Origin of the sequence: Kordiimonas sp. (genome assembly GCF_965216265.1) — a bacterium.
Classification (GTDB): Bacteria; Pseudomonadota; Alphaproteobacteria; order Sphingomonadales; family Kordiimonadaceae; genus Kordiimonas.
This window is the reverse complement of the sequence record NZ_OZ244153.1, coordinates 2,834,898-2,848,823: the sequence shown is the minus strand read 5'-3', so window position 1 is coordinate 2,848,823 and position 13,926 is coordinate 2,834,898. Positions and strand designations below refer to the sequence as shown.

Genomic DNA, 13,926 nt, shown 5'->3' with positions numbered 1-13,926 from the left:
ACAGACAGACGAGGAAAAACAGATGAAACTCTATATGGGACAGGGGCCCAACCCCTTTCGTGTGCATGCGTTTTTGCTGGAAAAAGGCATAAACGATGCAGACCTTGGCATTGAGCGCATTGAAATAAGCTTTGAGAAAGGAGAGCATAAATCTCCCGGCTTTCTCAAGGTCAATTCACTGGGCCAAATACCGGTGCTTGAGCTGGATGACGGCACCATTATCACCGAAAGCATGGCTATCTGCCGGTACTTTGACGGACTGTCGCCAGAGGTGCCCCTGTTCGGCTCCACCCCCAAAGAGCAGGCGGTGATTGAGATGTGGCAACGACGGGCCGAGAATGAAATTCTCGCCAACATCGGCGGCATTGCCTTTCACTCCGACCCGTTTTTTAGGGACCGTGTTATTCAGGTGCCGGAATATGCGACTGCGCAACGCGAGCTGATGCCGCGCAAGCTGAAGTGGTTCGACAATGAATTGTCAGATGGTCGTCCGTACCTTGCAGGGGAAAACTTTAGCGTTGCCGACATTACCGGCATGGCAGCCCTGATGGTCGCCAGCTTTTTTGAGGTTGACGTTCCGGCGTCGCTTGAGCATATGCAACGGTGGTCAGCCAACATAACAAAACGCCCAAGCTGGCCATTCTAGAAATTCCAGAAGAAGCGGGTTACCCGCCGGAGACAATAGTGAGCACGACAGCAACACCCGCCAAGGCAACACGCCGGGAATGGATCGGCCTTGCCGTTCTGGCCCTGCCCTGCATGCTTTATTCCATGGACCTCACGGTCCTCAATCTTGCCGTTCCGCACCTGAGCGCGGACCTGAAGCCCACCAGCGCCGAGCTATTGTGGATCGTGGACATCTACGGTTTCATTCTCGCGGGCGCCTTGATCCCCATGGGCACGCTGGGCGACAAGATCGGCCGACGTAAGTTGCTTCTGTGGGGTGCGACCGCCTTTGGCCTTGCCTCCATCCTCGCGGCCTTCTCCACAAGTGTGGAGATGCTGATCATCTCCCGCGCGCTTTTGGGGTTGGCGGCGGCGACGCTTGCGCCCTCAACCCTGTCGCTGATCCGCAACATGTTTCATGACCCGGTTGAGCGCACCACCGCAATCGGGGTCTGGATCGCCAGCTTTTCAGCGGGCGGCGCGCTCGGCCCGGTGCTTGGCGGCATCCTCCTCGAATATTTCCACTGGGGTTCCGTGTTCCTGATCAATGTTCCCATAATGCTGCTTCTGCTCGCTATCGCGCCTGCGCTTTTGCCTGAGTTCAAGGACCCGAATGCCGGAAAGCCGGATATGCTAAGCGGCTTTCTCTCGGTTATCATGGTGCTGGGGGTTATTTTTGGTATCAAACGCTTTGCTGAATTTGACTTCAGTGCCGTGCCTTTCCTCACCATCGCGCTGGGGCTTGTGGTTGGCATGGTTTTCACTCGGCGCCAAAAGAAACTTGCGGAACCGTTTATCGACCTCGCACTTCTGAAGAACCGCTCGTTCACGGCCGGGTTGGCGGTCAACCTGTTCAGCATTTTCACCTGCTTTGCCTCCTTCTTGTTGTTCGCGCAATATCTGCAACTTGTGCTTGGCCTTTCGCCCCTTGTGGCCGGGTTATGGTCAGCGCCCACGGGGCTTGTGTTTGTTATTGGCTCCACAATGACGCCAAGGCTTTTGCGCAGCTTAAGCCCATCACGCATTATCAGCGGCGGGCTTACCCTCGCGGTGATCGGTTTTGTTGCCATCGCGGGCTTGATTGACGGCCATAATCTGCCGCTGTTTGTGTTTGCCTACACCCTTATGTGCGCAGGCTTTGCGCCCGTGTTTACGCTCACGACCGACATGATCATGACCGCAGCACCGCCGGAGCGCGCTGGCGCTGCCTCCGGCATCGCGGAAACCGCAACAGAGTTTGGCGGGGCCTTGGGCATTGCCGTGCTCGGCAGTTTGGTAACCGCCATCTACCGCAGCCGTTTGGTTGATGCCCCGATGGTGGGTGTACCGCTTGATGTAGCGGATGCGGCGCGGGACACCCTGGGTGCGGCTATCGCGGCATCGGAAACCTTGCCGGATGCGCAAGCGACCGCGCTTGAGCTTGCAGCCCGCGCGGCCTATATCGATGCCTACCAGGCGGCGGCCATCACCTGTGCTGTGGTTGTTGGTTTTGTGCTGATGCTGACATCGCGCAGGTTACGTCGGCTGGACGAGAAAATGCAGGCGGCAGAGGTTTCATAAGCCCGCCTGTTCAATCGGGGCCTGGACCACGATCTGTTGCTTTGACTGCGGGCGGGCTTCACCGCCTGCCATCAGGCCGGTGATCTGTCCGCCTGTCGTCTTGAGCTGTACCTCAATCTCGCTGATCGACGGTGTGGCCATGAAGCGCCCCTGCTCGATCACCATCCGGTCTTCCTTGAGCCCAAAGCGGTCATACAGCAGGCAGGCAAGTGGCCCGGCGGCCATGCCGGTGGCGGCTTCTTCCTCAATGCTATACCGCGGGCCAAACATGCGCGCTGTGGCCGCCACACCTTTTTCCGGCGTATTTGGCGTAAACACATAATATCCCACAAGATTTAGTGTTTCACTTATCGCCACAACCGCGCCCCGGTTTGGCCGCAGTTTCGACAATACCGCCGCATCTCGCACGCCAATGAGCATGAAACTATTGCCTGTGTTCACAAGGATAGGCTCTCCGCCCGCGATGAGGTCATTCCTCGTAATCCCAAGGGACGCAAGCACATCCTCCTCACTAATCCCTTGCCAAAGAGGTGATTTTTCATACCGCGGGGCGATCTGCTCCATATAGGCACGATGACCCTGAATGATGATTTTACGCGGGCCGTCCACCGTATGTTTGACGGTTTCACCCTGGCCAACAATACCAAGCCGCGCCATATGGGAGAAAACCGCGATCGTTGCGTGCCCGCAATGAGCAATACGCCGATTGGGGGTAAAGAAATCAAGCCGAAACCCGCTCTCTGCGTGCGGTGAGACAAAGGCGGTTTCCGACAAGCCCGCCTTCAGCGCAATAGCCTGCATATCGGCTTCGCTCAGGTTCCCGGCATCCAGCACCACCCCTGCAGGGTTGCCCCCATCGCCGTTTTTCACGAACGCGTCTATGATACTCAAGTCAATAGCCCGGCGTTTCATTTCATGATTTCCTTTCATGTCTGCAAAGGCAGATTCATACGTACAGCTATATTTATTCATGATTATCAGCCGGTACACTGACCTTATGGTCTTATATTAATGCATATATTCATGAATATCTGAGCACACGAGCGCCTCTTTGGCACACCCTGTTCACGAAAAATAACGTCCGCGGGCATTTTCCCGGATTCCGCTGTTGCAATTGATAACCATTCTTATTATTAACTTCCCCACCTCAGGGAGTTAAAGACATGCAATTTTCATCACCACGTTTTCTCTTGGCCTCAGCCAGCCTTGCTGCCCTTGGCGCAACCTTCGCCCTCCCCGGCGCAGCTGTGGCAGAGCCTTCATCGAACAATACGGACAAGGAAGTCACCGAAATTACGGTTACCGGACGCGCGCAAAAGCTTTACCGCGTATCGGAAACCAGCGTTGGGCGCACAAGCGGCGACCCGCTTGATATCCCGCAGTCGGTTTCCATCATCAACGAAGCGCTGATGAAAGACCAAGGCGCGCGGGACATGACGGACCTGTACCGCAATATCGCGGGCATCACCCAGTTCAGCTATTCCGGTGTTACCTTCCGTGGCTTCCGGCAGGATCAGGTGTTCTACGATAGCCTTCACGGCAACCCGTTCATCGCTTTCTCGGTACCGAAACTGTTCAACATTGAGCGTGTTGAAGTGCTGAAAGGCCCCGCTGGCATGCTGTATGGCCCCGGCGAGCCCGGTGGCCTGATCAACTATGTGACCAAAACGCCGACGGAAGATTTCAACGCTTCCGCGACGCTGACCGGCGGGAACTATAACCGCTATGGCGCGTCGGGCGAGGTATCTGGCGCTCTTAATAATTCGGGCACCATTCTTGGCCGCGTGGGTGCGTTTTATGAAAACATGAAACCCTTCCGCAACAACACGCACGAGAAGTCACTCATTCTCGATAGCGGCCTGACCTTCAAGCTGGGGGAAGACGCCAAGCTTATCACTCAGGTCACGCACTATGACCAGAAAATGCAGGGCGCGCGGCTTCGCGGCGTAATGACCGACGATGACGGCAATTTCCTGACTGACATCAGCTGGAACGCCAATGAAGCGACCGACTTCCTCAACCTGAAGGCAACGGTCTATCAGGCTCGCTTGCAGGCTCAGCCCACAGATAACATCTCCACGGAAGTGGCTGTTCGCTATTTTGATGCGCAGGAACGCCAGCAATACCATGAGCCACGCGGCCTTGTGGACACCGATGGTAACGGCACGCTCGACAGCTCGCTTCGGGAACTCAGGGACCAGCAGCGCGACACGGACGGAATGACCCTTTCCGGCACCGTAACGATTGACCAGCCTATCGGCGGCATGAATAACCGCATCCTTGTAGGCGGTGACTGGTACCGCGAAAACGCTGATTTCTGGGCGCATACTGTTCCAAACGGTGACGTACCTGTTCTTGCCCTTGAAAACCCGGTTTACGGCCTTTCTGGCGCACAGTTCTATGATCTGGACAGCTATGCCCTGCGCACCACGGAAAGCCGCTCCACCCGTTACGGTTTTTATATTCAGGACCAGTTGCACCTGAGCGACAAATGGATCGCCGTTGCTGGTGCCCGCTATGACCGGTACGACGACGAGAACCGCCTGACAGGCGACGGTTTCAACGATGGTGACTGGGCATTGCGCGCCGGGCTGATCTATCAGCCGCAGGATAATATCTCCGTCTATGCAAGCTGGTCTGAAAGCTTCGAGCCGCAAGGCATCGGCAGCCAGGATGTGCTAGCAGGCGGGCCGTTCAACCCCGTGACCGGCCAGCAAATGGAAGCGGGCATCAAGGTTGCGCTTCTGGGTGGCCGTGTGCAGGCAAACGCTGCCGTGTATGAGATCAAACGCCAGAACCTGTTGCAGCTTGACCCGAACGGGAACAGCTCAGACGGTGTAGACGACCTTGCCCCTATCGGCGAGGTGACAAGCACGGGCTTTGAGCTTGAGGTCGCCGCCGACATCACTGACTATTGGGTGGTGACAGCAAACTACGGCTACAATAACGCCCGCATCACTGACACAGTTGCCGGTCAGTCGCTCACAAACGCTGTGGGTGACCGGTTCGCAAACTCACCCAAACATCAGGCGGGCTTGTGGACGCGCTATGAATTTGCGCCCATCGACACCACGCTGGCGTTTGGCGCTGAGTATGTCAGCAAGCGCCTAAGCATTGACGGCCAGACCGTGCGCCCTTACACCATTTTCGATACGTCGCTCATTCACCAGCTTAACGAGCAGGTTTCCGTGATGCTTCGTGTTGATAACCTCTTTAACAAAGAGTATGCGGCGTCGGGTTTCATCACCCGCGATGGGCACTTCCCCGGAGAACCCCGCACAGCCTTTGTTGAGTTGCGCTGGAAGCTTTAGGGCCAAAAATGGAAGCAGTGGCAGGCGTAAAGCCAAAGAAAAAACGGTCGCTATGGTGGACCGTGCATCATTGGTCCGGTTTGAAGGTGAGCCTTTTTCTCACCTTCATTCTGGCGACGGGAACGCTTGCCACACTTTCCCACGAGATTGACTGGTTGATACACCCGGAGATGCGAGCCTCAGCCCCAGTGGGTGAGCCCGCAACCTGGGGCATGATGCTCGATAGCGCCAATAGGGCGGCAGAGGCCAAATCGCCCGGCGCACGGGTTGAACGCATCAGCGCGCCTTATGATTTTTTCTTCGCCGCAGAAGCCATCGCCGTTGATGGCAACGGTGACCGGTTCCGCATTTACCTGAACCCGACCACAGGCGAGGTTCAGGGCACCACCGGGTGGTTTAATGCACAGCGCCTGTTCCGCGAACTGCACCGCCACCTCATGCTGCCCACCAAGGTTGGTATCCCGATTGTCTCGGTTCTGGCGCTGCCGCTTCTCGCGAGCCTGATCACCGCTTTTGTGGTTTACAAAAAATGGTGGCGTGGTTTTTTTCGCCTACCCAAACTGAGACAACCCGGCAAACGCAAACGTGAAGGCGACACACGACGTTTCACAGGCGACCTGCACCGGTTTGTGGGGTTGTGGTCCATGTGGTTTATTGCCGTAATCGGCGTCTCGGGCCTTTGGTATCTGGTGGAATGGGGCGGCGGTAACGCGCCTGCAGCCATGAGACCCAAGATGGACTTGCCTGTGGCAAGCCTTGACGGCCAAACGCTGAATGCGCAAGTGCACGCGGCCCGGGCGGCCTATCCTGAGCTTCAGGTCACCTCAATCTATATGCCCGACAATAAACGCGGCGGTGTTGTGGTTATGGGACAGGCGGAAGCCGTTCTGATGCGGGAACGCGGCAACGCTGTGCTGATCAACCCGGAAACCGGCGAGGCCATACAGGTACAGAAAGGCATGGACCTTAGCCTGCACCAGCGTATTTCAGAAGGCGCAGACCCACTACATTTCGGCTCTTTCGCCAACGACATGCCCGGGGTGGGTTTTGCCGTGCGGCTTTTGTGGTTTTTCGCGGGCATTATCCTCACCGGCCTGGCTGTTACCGGTGTGATGATCTTTACCATGCGGCTCAAGCCCGCTGATCGCCCCGTAGGCATCACAAAACCCGGCATGCTGGGTGATATGTGGCGCGGCATGGGGTATTTTGCCTTGCCCGCCGCGGCGGCTACATGTGTGGGCCTCGTGCTGGCGATTGACGCCATTTATAAAGCGGCAATGCTTTAAAGCGCGATCACACGCCCATGCCGATGCCGACAGCCGCCAAAATCGGGCCCCATGCCATGACCGGCACAAAAAGCACCGTTGGCTTGTGGCCACGTTCAACCTGCTGCTCAAGGAAACTGCGCACAGGCGATGTGCCTGCTGGCCCTTCGACGCTGTAGCGCAGGTAAAGCCCTTCCGAATACAGCTTCAGCTCATATCCGAGGTAAGTTACAAACGGTGCGGAAAGCACCATATAGGCAGGCACAGACATCAAATCCGCCCCCGTCACCACAACCAGTCCACCCAGAAAAACCATCAAGGCCACTGATCCCAGTCCGCTCCACAACATTGTCTTATCCCTCATATTTTGGCCAGTTCCCAACCAGCCATCCCCACCGGGCATCACCATGAAGCGCTTGCTTGCCTGAACGAGAGGTGAACCCGATCTCAAAAGAAGTTATGAGAATGATAAGACGCTCATCGGCGTAAACATTCGATTCGGTAAAAATATTCCCGGTATAAATTTTTCATCAAGACCATGTATGCGCCTGTGAGCTCATTGCTCTCCTGCCGTGCCCAGTTTGCATGCATCACCGCAGCAAGGCACGTGACATTAACGCCCTCTTTATGCGCTGGGCGCAGACACCAATCGCGCCCTTAGGCCAGCCTTTCTATCGTGAACCCCTTTCTATCGTGAACCAATGCAAACGAAACCGCTTGATGAACTTGATGAAAAGGAGGCGCAGTCAATGCCATATAATTCACGCAGCGACCTGCCCGATCAGGTGAAAGACAACCTGCCGACCCAAGCACAGGAGATTTACATGGCTGCCTACAACAGCGCCTGGGAAACCTACAAGGACCCCGAAGACAGGGACGGTGATGCTTCCCGCGAGGAGGTCAGCCATAAGGTTGCATGGGCGGCGGTGAAAGAAAAATACGAGAAGAACAATGGCAACTGGCAGAAAAAATAACGCAACTCCATCAGGAGACCTTCTGCTGTTCACCAGTAGCAAACAGCGCTGGATGATTATCGGCTGCCTCAGTGTGCTGACGCTGGACTGGACGGATTTCCGGGGGCGCAGCATTCGGGGCTCATAACCCACAAGATCCAGGAGAAGTTGGCCATGGCAACAGATAGCATTCATAAACGCGAAGAAGGCAGAGGCACGCACCTGGCTGACTTTTGGCCACTTATTTGCCTCGTTGTTGTAACAGCGCTAGCAGCACTAGCTGTCACGACAGGCTTTTCAGCCACCGGCATGAAAGCTTTCATGCATGCCTATATGGGTGTGTTTCTGGTTATCTTTTCCCTGCTCAAGCTGTTTGACATGAACGGTTTCAAAGATGGCTTTGCCATGTATGACCTACTGGCCCGGCGTGCCCCCGCCTATGGCTATATCTATCCCTTTATAGAGCTGGGCCTTGGCCTTGCTTACCTCGCCTATTTCATACCAACCCTTATCTATATTCTCACCATTGTGGTCTTCTCGTTTGGCGCCCTTGGCGTGTGGCAAGCGCTGCGAGAGGGGCTTGATATTGACTGCCCCTGCATGGGCAATATTTTGAGCGTACCGCTGTCAACTGTCACCCTCACAGAAGACGTTGCCATGATTGTGATGGCGGGCCTGCTGCTCGCAGGCGTGTAATAACCTCAAGCTTTTGATACCTTGCAGATAGCAACTGCCGTTCCTATGTTTTCAGCTTAAAGCTCACCAAACGCTGGAAAATTCATGCCCAAACATATCGGTATCGTCGGTTGCTCCGCTGAAGGCGCGGCGCTTTGTTATAAAACCATCTGCACCGAAAGCGCTGATATCATGGGCCCGCATGCGCACCCTGAAGTTTCCATGCACACACCCTCGCTTGCGGATTATACGGCTTGTATTTACCGGAACGATTGGGACGGTGTGGGTGAGTTGATGCTCACAAGCGTCCATAAGCTTAAAAGCACGGGCGCAGATTTCCTCATTTGCCCGGATAACACCATCCATCAGGCGTTTGATTATGTGAAAGAGCGTTCACCGCTGCCGTGGCTGCATATTGCCGAAGTGGTGGCACAGGAGGCCAAGGCGCGCGGCTATAAGCGCATTGGCCTGACCGGCACCAAATGGCTGACGGAAAGTGACGTGTACCCGTCAAAACTAGGCGCACAGGGGCTTGAGTTTACACGCCCGCATGAGGCGGAGCGGGCGGAAATTGGCCGCATCATTATGGATGAGCTGGTTTACGGCACCTTCCGGCGTGAGAGCGTGGCCTATTTCCAGAAGCTGATTGACCGGCTGCGGATTGAGGAAGGCTGTGACGCCGTGGTGCTGGGCTGCACTGAAATCCCGCTTATCATCAGTGATGAGAACGCCAGCCTGCCCACCCTTGACTCCACCCGCCTGCTTGCCCGCGCGGCACTACACCACGCGGTTGAGGCTTAAGGATTTTAGCTGCTCTGCGTTATCTGTTGCTTGCGGATCGCATTGGCAAAATCATGACACCGTGCGGCCAGATCGTCTGTGCGGGCACCAAGGAGCGCGGAAGTCTGGAAGGTTCCAACAACAGACTGCTCCACTTCATCCACCACAGATTTGATCTGCCCCACCTGGCTGGCTGCATTTTCAGTTTCACCGCTGGCGGTTTGGGCCGCGCGTGCGATCTCACGTGTGGCCGCGTCCTGTTCTTCGATCGCCGCTGAGATACCAACAGCGTTCTCGGATATCTGACGAATATTCCGCGCCACCTGCTCCACCATCTCTACCGCTTCATGGCTGATAGACTGCATGGCCGAAAGCTGGTCTGATATCTGCTGGGTAGCAGTGCCGGACTGGTTCGCGAGGCTTTTCACTTCGCTTGCCACAACAGCAAAACCTTTGCCTGCTTCGCCTGCGCGGGCGGCCTCGATCGTGGCGTTCAGCGCCAGCAGGTTGGTCTGGTTCGCGATATCGCTGATCATGTCGATCACGCTCGTTACCTTGTCTGCATAGTCGGCAAGGCGGGCAATGGTTTCCGAGCTATCCTGCACGTGGGCCAGCGCCTTCTCCGCGATATCGCGGCTCTGTGAAACCTGCCGGGTAATTTCGCTCACCGATGCGGCCATTTGTTCCGCGCTTGATGCCACCGAGCTTGCGCTATGGCTCACCGTATCTGTCGCGCCTGTGGCCATACCCACCATGTCGCGTGCCCGTGCGGTTGAGGCCTGCAGGCCTTGCCCGCCTTCTTCAAGGGACGCATTCGCCTGCTGGATCTCAGACGCGATAGTGCCGATAGACAGCTCAAATTCTTCCGCAAGGTCATTAAGCTTCCGGGCGGCTTCCTCAGCCAGCCGATCCCGCTCTTCGCGGCGCGACGCCTGAAGATGTTCATTCTCTTCACGGGCAGCGCGCACCTCTTCAAGCGCGGCATCAGATTCCGCTTTTGAGCTTTCCGCTGCTCGCATCGACTGTTCTGCCTTCTCAGCTTGTGCAACCGCATCAGTATGCGCCCTGGCGGCACCCTCAAGCGCACGAGCCAGCAATACAGATAGCCACATCAACACCGCGGTTTCAAAAACCACGATCACCGCATGCATTACCACACGCAGAAAGCTTGCGCCGTCAGGAAACACCCACGCGGGCACAATGATATTGAAAAGCAGGTGGTGAACCGCCGTGACGCTAGCCGCCACGAGAATGGCGCGCCAGTCAAACAGCGCAGCGATCATGGCAAGGGCCGCGAAAAAATACATGTGCGCATCGATTTGCCAAGGGTGCCCCCGGAAGAGAAACACCAACAACGCCGCCTGCAGCACAAAACCTGAAGCCAGCGTGTAGCGTGTTATCTCTGTCGCGCCGGAGGTACGATACAGGCCAAAACCCGCAAGCGCGACCACAAGTGAAAGAATGGTGGTCAGGACAGTGCCTTCAGCACCAATGGCAAACCCAAGGAGCAGCATAATCGGCGCATGCAACAGCTGACCCGTGGCCAGCATTTTCACGGTTGTATCGCGTAATTCATTCAATGAGTACATGGACCTTCTACTCCGTAATAGACTGAATTTTCAGGGCCAGCCGCTTTGCAGCCGCCACATCGCCGCCGCACCCAGCGGCAGCAACAGGGTTGAGAACAAGCAGCGCACCTTGCGCCATCAGGCGCCCGATACCGCCGCTTTCCGCCCCCTTCAAAAGGAAGGAGCCAGGCACAGCTCCCGCGTCAATAAGAAGCGCGTCTGCCAGAACGATAGCCTGCATTTGCTGCTGTTCTCCCATTGCCGGATTGAACAACACCCAAACCGGCCGGCCTTCTTTGGGTAAAAAGCTCTGCACCATCAATGTCAAAAATATACCTGCCGTCAGAATCAGAGACGGAATCAACGCTCGCATGAACTGGGTCGACCTTCCCGCTGAACAGACGCTGATCTCTTTCGATCTCATTCATCCGCACAACAACGCTCGACCCCCTTTTCTTATACGCCAGCACGCCTTAACAGTTCACTAAATTCAGCCACTGGTATTCGCAACACGTTCGGAAACCCGTTGGGTAATAAACCTTTAAGGTTTGCCCGGCTAGCGCTCGGCTGCACGCAGGAAATATACAGCCCGTACAACGTGCCTACGCCTGTGACGCCGCCTTAACTCACTCAATCTTATCAGGGGAAATAAATGGTGGTCGGTATTGGGTTCGAACCAACGACCTCATCGATGTCAACGATGCGCTCTACCAACTGAGCTAACCGACCGTACCATTTCATAAGAGCCGTGCATAACCATGCAGGACGGGTGCGTGTTTACACCGCACATAAAAGCCACGCAAGATCATTTTTACAGTTTTAAGGCTGGCCCCGCCCCCTAGAACGGCCGCCCGAGATACATGAAGGCGGAGACCTGGGCATCAGCCTGCCCTGTGGTATAGCCTGAACCCAGATAAAGCGGCCCGATGGGCGTATCCGCGCCCAGAAACACACTGCCGCCATAGCGCAGTTTGCTGAATTCGATATCCGACGACCGGTTCCATGTATTGCCTGCCTCAAGGGAGAGGCCCGCATATATCGGCACACCAAAAAGCGAGGCAACCCCGCCGTGGTTCAGGCGGCGATAATAAGCAAGCCCGGCCACGCCGTAATATTTACCGCTGATCTGGTCTGGCCGAAGGCCGGAAAGGTTGAGGAACCCGCCAAGGGAGAAGTTATCCGTTTCTGTCTCGTCGCCACCATAGGCCATGCCCGAGCTTACAAACCCGGTGAGCGTATTGCGGCCCCATGTCATGGTGTGGCTGTAGGCCGCTTCAAGCTTGTTGACGGTAGATTCACCGCCAAGGAAGGTGCGGCCATCTGAATATTCGATGGTCAGGCCGCTGCCCCTGTGGGGGAAATCTGCGTTATCGAAAGTATCTGTCTCAAGCTTGGCATAAATGCTGGCGGAATGGATGGAGAAGGCCGGAAATTCAAAATCAGGCGTATAGACCTTGGCGCGTGCAATGCCGCGCTGAAGCCCCACGGTGATGCGGCCAATGTTGGACAGGTTGCGGCCAACACCGAGCTTCAGATCACCGTCTGTTACCCGCGCGTCTGCCACCGTCACGCCCCGGTCGTTGGTGATACCCCGCACCACGCTTGCTGCCGTGAAGGAGGTGATGGCAAAATAATCCTGCGTGGCGTTCAGCGGCTGGTAGAACTCTGTGTTTGCCGCAAGGATATCACCCACCTGTGCCCGAACCCGCCATTCCGCACCCAGGGAATTGAGCCCCAAGACCGTATAGCTGGCGGCGATGTTATAGTGGTTATTGCCGGAAAAATCGTCGCTCAGTGAAAGCCCGAACCGCACGAATTTTTTGCCAACAGACCGCTCTTTCGCCTCAATATGGATACCGGTTTCTGCCCCGCGTTCGAGTATGCGATATTCCACCCGGTCAAAATAACCGGTGCCGTAAATGCGGGTCAGGTCATCCGAAAGTTGCGCTTCATTCAGCGGCTCGTCTTTGTCATGACGAATGAGGGAACGGATATATTTATCCGGCAGGCTGCTTGAATTGTCGACTGTGATGAAATCGATGGTTGGTGGTTCAAATTCCACCACGCGGCTTGTCTTGTGAGACTGCCACTCAGCGTCAGGCAGCGCAAGGGCGTTCAGGGCTTCGCTGACTTCCTGGGCGGAAGCATAGCCTTCCGGGATGGCGGATGTCGCGAGGTGAAAGTCCGTCAGCCTCATGTCCTTGAGGTCGGGCTTGAGGAGAATGTCACTCTCTGTCAGCTCATCAAGCTGGGCTTGTCTGTTCTTGAGCGTGAGCAGCGACAACAACTGCCCAAACACCTTGGGGAAGGAGGTTATCTCATCCCTCTCGGCGAGCGGCGTCCCGATATCAACGAGAATGACGATATCTGCGCCCATATCCTTCGCGACCGTGACCGGCATATTGTTCACCAGCCCGCCATCCACCAGCATGTGCCCTTCACGGTCAACCGGCGGGAAAAGACCCGGCACCGCCATGCTGGCCAGCACAGCACTTGCAATGTCGCCTGAGCCCATCACAACCTCACCACCGGTTTCAAGGTCGGTTGCCACAGCGCGAAAAGGGATGGGCAACTCATCAAAATTCTGGATATGCGCCACGCGGGAGAGATACCGTCGCAGCATCAGCCTGAGTTGGTTGCCGCGCACCAGCCCTTGCGGCAGCGCGAGGCCCTTCTCCCCCACGCTAAATTCAAAATCGAGCGCGGTTTCGTCATCATCCAGCTTACGCTGGTAACTGCGGCCGGAGCGCGGGGCGTTATCGCTGAGGAGGTTTTCCCAGTCCATCAGCGCAAGCGCAACCTCAAGTTCGTCTGCCGTATAGCCCGCCGCATAGAAGGAGCCTACAATCGCGCCAAAACTTGTGCCTGTAATATAGTCAACAGGCACCTGATGTTCCTCAAGCGCTTTCAGCACACCAATATGCGCCCCCCCGCGCGCGCCGCCACCCGCGAGCACGAGCCCGATTTTGGGCCGTTCAAGCCGCTCTTCTTCTGCGCCAGAGACCTGCGCAGCACCGCCACCCGGGGTTAGAAAAAGTGCGCCAACGAGCATTACCCAAAATGGTTGAACCCAGCGTTTGCAGATAGAGCCCACAGTCAATTCCCCCAGGAACGGCGTTTCACAACGTGCATCACGCCAACCGCCATC

General features: G+C 56.2%; 13 protein-coding genes and 1 tRNA gene. 8 read left to right on the top strand and 6 right to left on the bottom strand.

What is annotated here, in order from left to right; genetic code table 11:
• Positions 1-22: 22 nt before the first annotated feature.
• Positions 23-646: a glutathione S-transferase family protein gene (locus ACOOGA_RS13260; protein ID WP_417459986.1), complete on the top strand. Its 624-nt coding sequence runs from the start codon at positions 23-25 to the stop codon at positions 644-646.
• A 2-nt stretch (positions 647-648) separates the two neighbouring features.
• On the top strand, positions 649-2,226 hold the full coding sequence (locus ACOOGA_RS13255) for an MFS transporter (RefSeq protein ID WP_417460086.1): 1,578 nt from the start codon (positions 649-651) through the stop codon (positions 2,224-2,226).
• On the opposite strand, the gene ACOOGA_RS13250 is transcribed toward ACOOGA_RS13255, so the two are convergent.
• Positions 2,221-3,138, bottom strand: a complete 918-nt coding sequence (locus tag ACOOGA_RS13250; RefSeq protein ID WP_417459985.1) for a PhzF family phenazine biosynthesis protein — start codon at positions 3,136-3,138, stop codon at positions 2,221-2,223. The two genes, ACOOGA_RS13255 and ACOOGA_RS13250, sit on opposite strands and share 6 nt — an antisense overlap.
• 251 nt (positions 3,139-3,389) lie before the next feature.
• On the opposite strand from ACOOGA_RS13250, the gene ACOOGA_RS13245 reads away from it, so the two are divergent.
• A complete protein-coding gene (locus ACOOGA_RS13245; protein WP_417459984.1) occupies positions 3,390-5,537 on the top strand; it encodes a TonB-dependent siderophore receptor in 2,148 nt (715 codons plus the stop codon).
• An 8-nt stretch (positions 5,538-5,545) separates the two neighbouring features.
• Entirely contained in the window at positions 5,546-6,823 is a 1,278-nt protein-coding gene (locus ACOOGA_RS13240; RefSeq protein WP_417459983.1) for a PepSY-associated TM helix domain-containing protein, read from the top strand.
• A gap of 7 nt (positions 6,824-6,830) precedes the next feature.
• On the opposite strand, the gene ACOOGA_RS13235 is transcribed toward ACOOGA_RS13240, so the two are convergent.
• A complete protein-coding gene (locus tag ACOOGA_RS13235; RefSeq protein ID WP_420428866.1) occupies positions 6,831-7,166 on the bottom strand; it encodes a hypothetical protein in 336 nt (111 codons plus the stop codon).
• Between the two features lie 385 nt (positions 7,167-7,551).
• On the opposite strand from ACOOGA_RS13235, the gene ACOOGA_RS13230 reads away from it, so the two are divergent.
• The 4 genes from ACOOGA_RS13230 (at position 7,552) to ACOOGA_RS13215 (ending at position 9,231) form a co-directional block, all read left to right on the top strand.
• Positions 7,552-7,776, top strand: a complete 225-nt coding sequence (locus ACOOGA_RS13230; RefSeq protein WP_417459981.1) for a ChaB family protein — start codon at positions 7,552-7,554, stop codon at positions 7,774-7,776.
• Positions 7,754-7,903: a hypothetical protein gene (locus ACOOGA_RS13225; protein ID WP_417459980.1), complete on the top strand. Its 150-nt coding sequence runs from the start codon at positions 7,754-7,756 to the stop codon at positions 7,901-7,903. The genes ACOOGA_RS13230 and ACOOGA_RS13225 overlap by 23 nt, the downstream gene beginning before the upstream one ends.
• Positions 7,904-7,929: 26 nt before the next feature.
• Positions 7,930-8,451 (top strand): MauE/DoxX family redox-associated membrane protein, encoded by a 522-nt coding sequence (locus ACOOGA_RS13220; protein WP_417459979.1) that lies wholly within the window; start codon positions 7,930-7,932, stop codon positions 8,449-8,451.
• Between the two features lie 84 nt (positions 8,452-8,535).
• Complete coding sequence (locus tag ACOOGA_RS13215; protein ID WP_417459978.1) at positions 8,536-9,231, top strand: aspartate/glutamate racemase family protein; 696 nt, start codon at positions 8,536-8,538, stop codon at positions 9,229-9,231.
• Positions 9,232-9,236: 5 nt separating this feature from the next.
• Here the strand turns inward: ACOOGA_RS13215 and ACOOGA_RS13210 are convergent, their stop codons facing one another.
• The 4 genes from ACOOGA_RS13210 to ACOOGA_RS13195 all read right to left on the bottom strand — a co-directional run bounded on the left by ACOOGA_RS13210 (position 9,237) and on the right by ACOOGA_RS13195 (position 13,830).
• Complete coding sequence (locus ACOOGA_RS13210) at positions 9,237-10,799, bottom strand: methyl-accepting chemotaxis protein (protein ID WP_417459977.1); 1,563 nt, start codon at positions 10,797-10,799, stop codon at positions 9,237-9,239.
• 7 nt (positions 10,800-10,806) lie between these two features.
• Complete coding sequence (locus ACOOGA_RS13205; protein ID WP_420428864.1) at positions 10,807-11,097, bottom strand: hypothetical protein; 291 nt, start codon at positions 11,095-11,097, stop codon at positions 10,807-10,809.
• Positions 11,098-11,431: 334 nt separating this feature from the next.
• A tRNA-Val gene (locus ACOOGA_RS13200) sits at positions 11,432-11,507 on the bottom strand.
• A 109-nt stretch (positions 11,508-11,616) separates the two neighbouring features.
• Complete coding sequence (locus ACOOGA_RS13195) at positions 11,617-13,830, bottom strand: patatin-like phospholipase family protein (protein ID WP_420428862.1); 2,214 nt, start codon at positions 13,828-13,830, stop codon at positions 11,617-11,619.
• Positions 13,831-13,926 lie beyond the last annotated feature (96 nt).

Bases quoted from the DNA above. Each gene is read 5' to 3' on its own strand.
- ACOOGA_RS13235 (WP_420428866.1), bottom strand. From the start codon at position 7,166: ATGAGGGATAAGACAATGTTGTGGAGCGGACTGGGATCAGTGGCCTTG.
- ACOOGA_RS13225 (WP_417459980.1), top strand. From the start codon at position 7,754: ATGGCAACTGGCAGAAAAAATAACGCAACTCCATCAGGAGACCTTCTG.
- ACOOGA_RS13210 (WP_417459977.1), bottom strand. From the start codon at position 10,799: ATGTACTCATTGAATGAATTACGCGATACAACCGTGAAAATGCTGGCC.
- ACOOGA_RS13215 (WP_417459978.1), top strand. From the start codon at position 8,536: ATGCCCAAACATATCGGTATCGTCGGTTGCTCCGCTGAAGGCGCGGCG.
- ACOOGA_RS13245 (WP_417459984.1), top strand. From the start codon at position 3,390: ATGCAATTTTCATCACCACGTTTTCTCTTGGCCTCAGCCAGCCTTGCT.
- ACOOGA_RS13250 (WP_417459985.1), bottom strand. From the start codon at position 3,138: ATGAAACGCCGGGCTATTGACTTGAGTATCATAGACGCGTTCGTGAAA.
- ACOOGA_RS13230 (WP_417459981.1), top strand. From the start codon at position 7,552: ATGCCATATAATTCACGCAGCGACCTGCCCGATCAGGTGAAAGACAAC.
- ACOOGA_RS13195 (WP_420428862.1), bottom strand. From the start codon at position 13,830: ATGCTCGTTGGCGCACTTTTTCTAACCCCGGGTGGCGGTGCTGCGCAG.
- ACOOGA_RS13260 (WP_417459986.1), top strand. From the start codon at position 23: ATGAAACTCTATATGGGACAGGGGCCCAACCCCTTTCGTGTGCATGCG.
- ACOOGA_RS13220 (WP_417459979.1), top strand. From the start codon at position 7,930: ATGGCAACAGATAGCATTCATAAACGCGAAGAAGGCAGAGGCACGCAC.
- ACOOGA_RS13205 (WP_420428864.1), bottom strand. From the start codon at position 11,097: ATGGTGCAGAGCTTTTTACCCAAAGAAGGCCGGCCGGTTTGGGTGTTG.
- ACOOGA_RS13240 (WP_417459983.1), top strand. From the start codon at position 5,546: ATGGAAGCAGTGGCAGGCGTAAAGCCAAAGAAAAAACGGTCGCTATGG.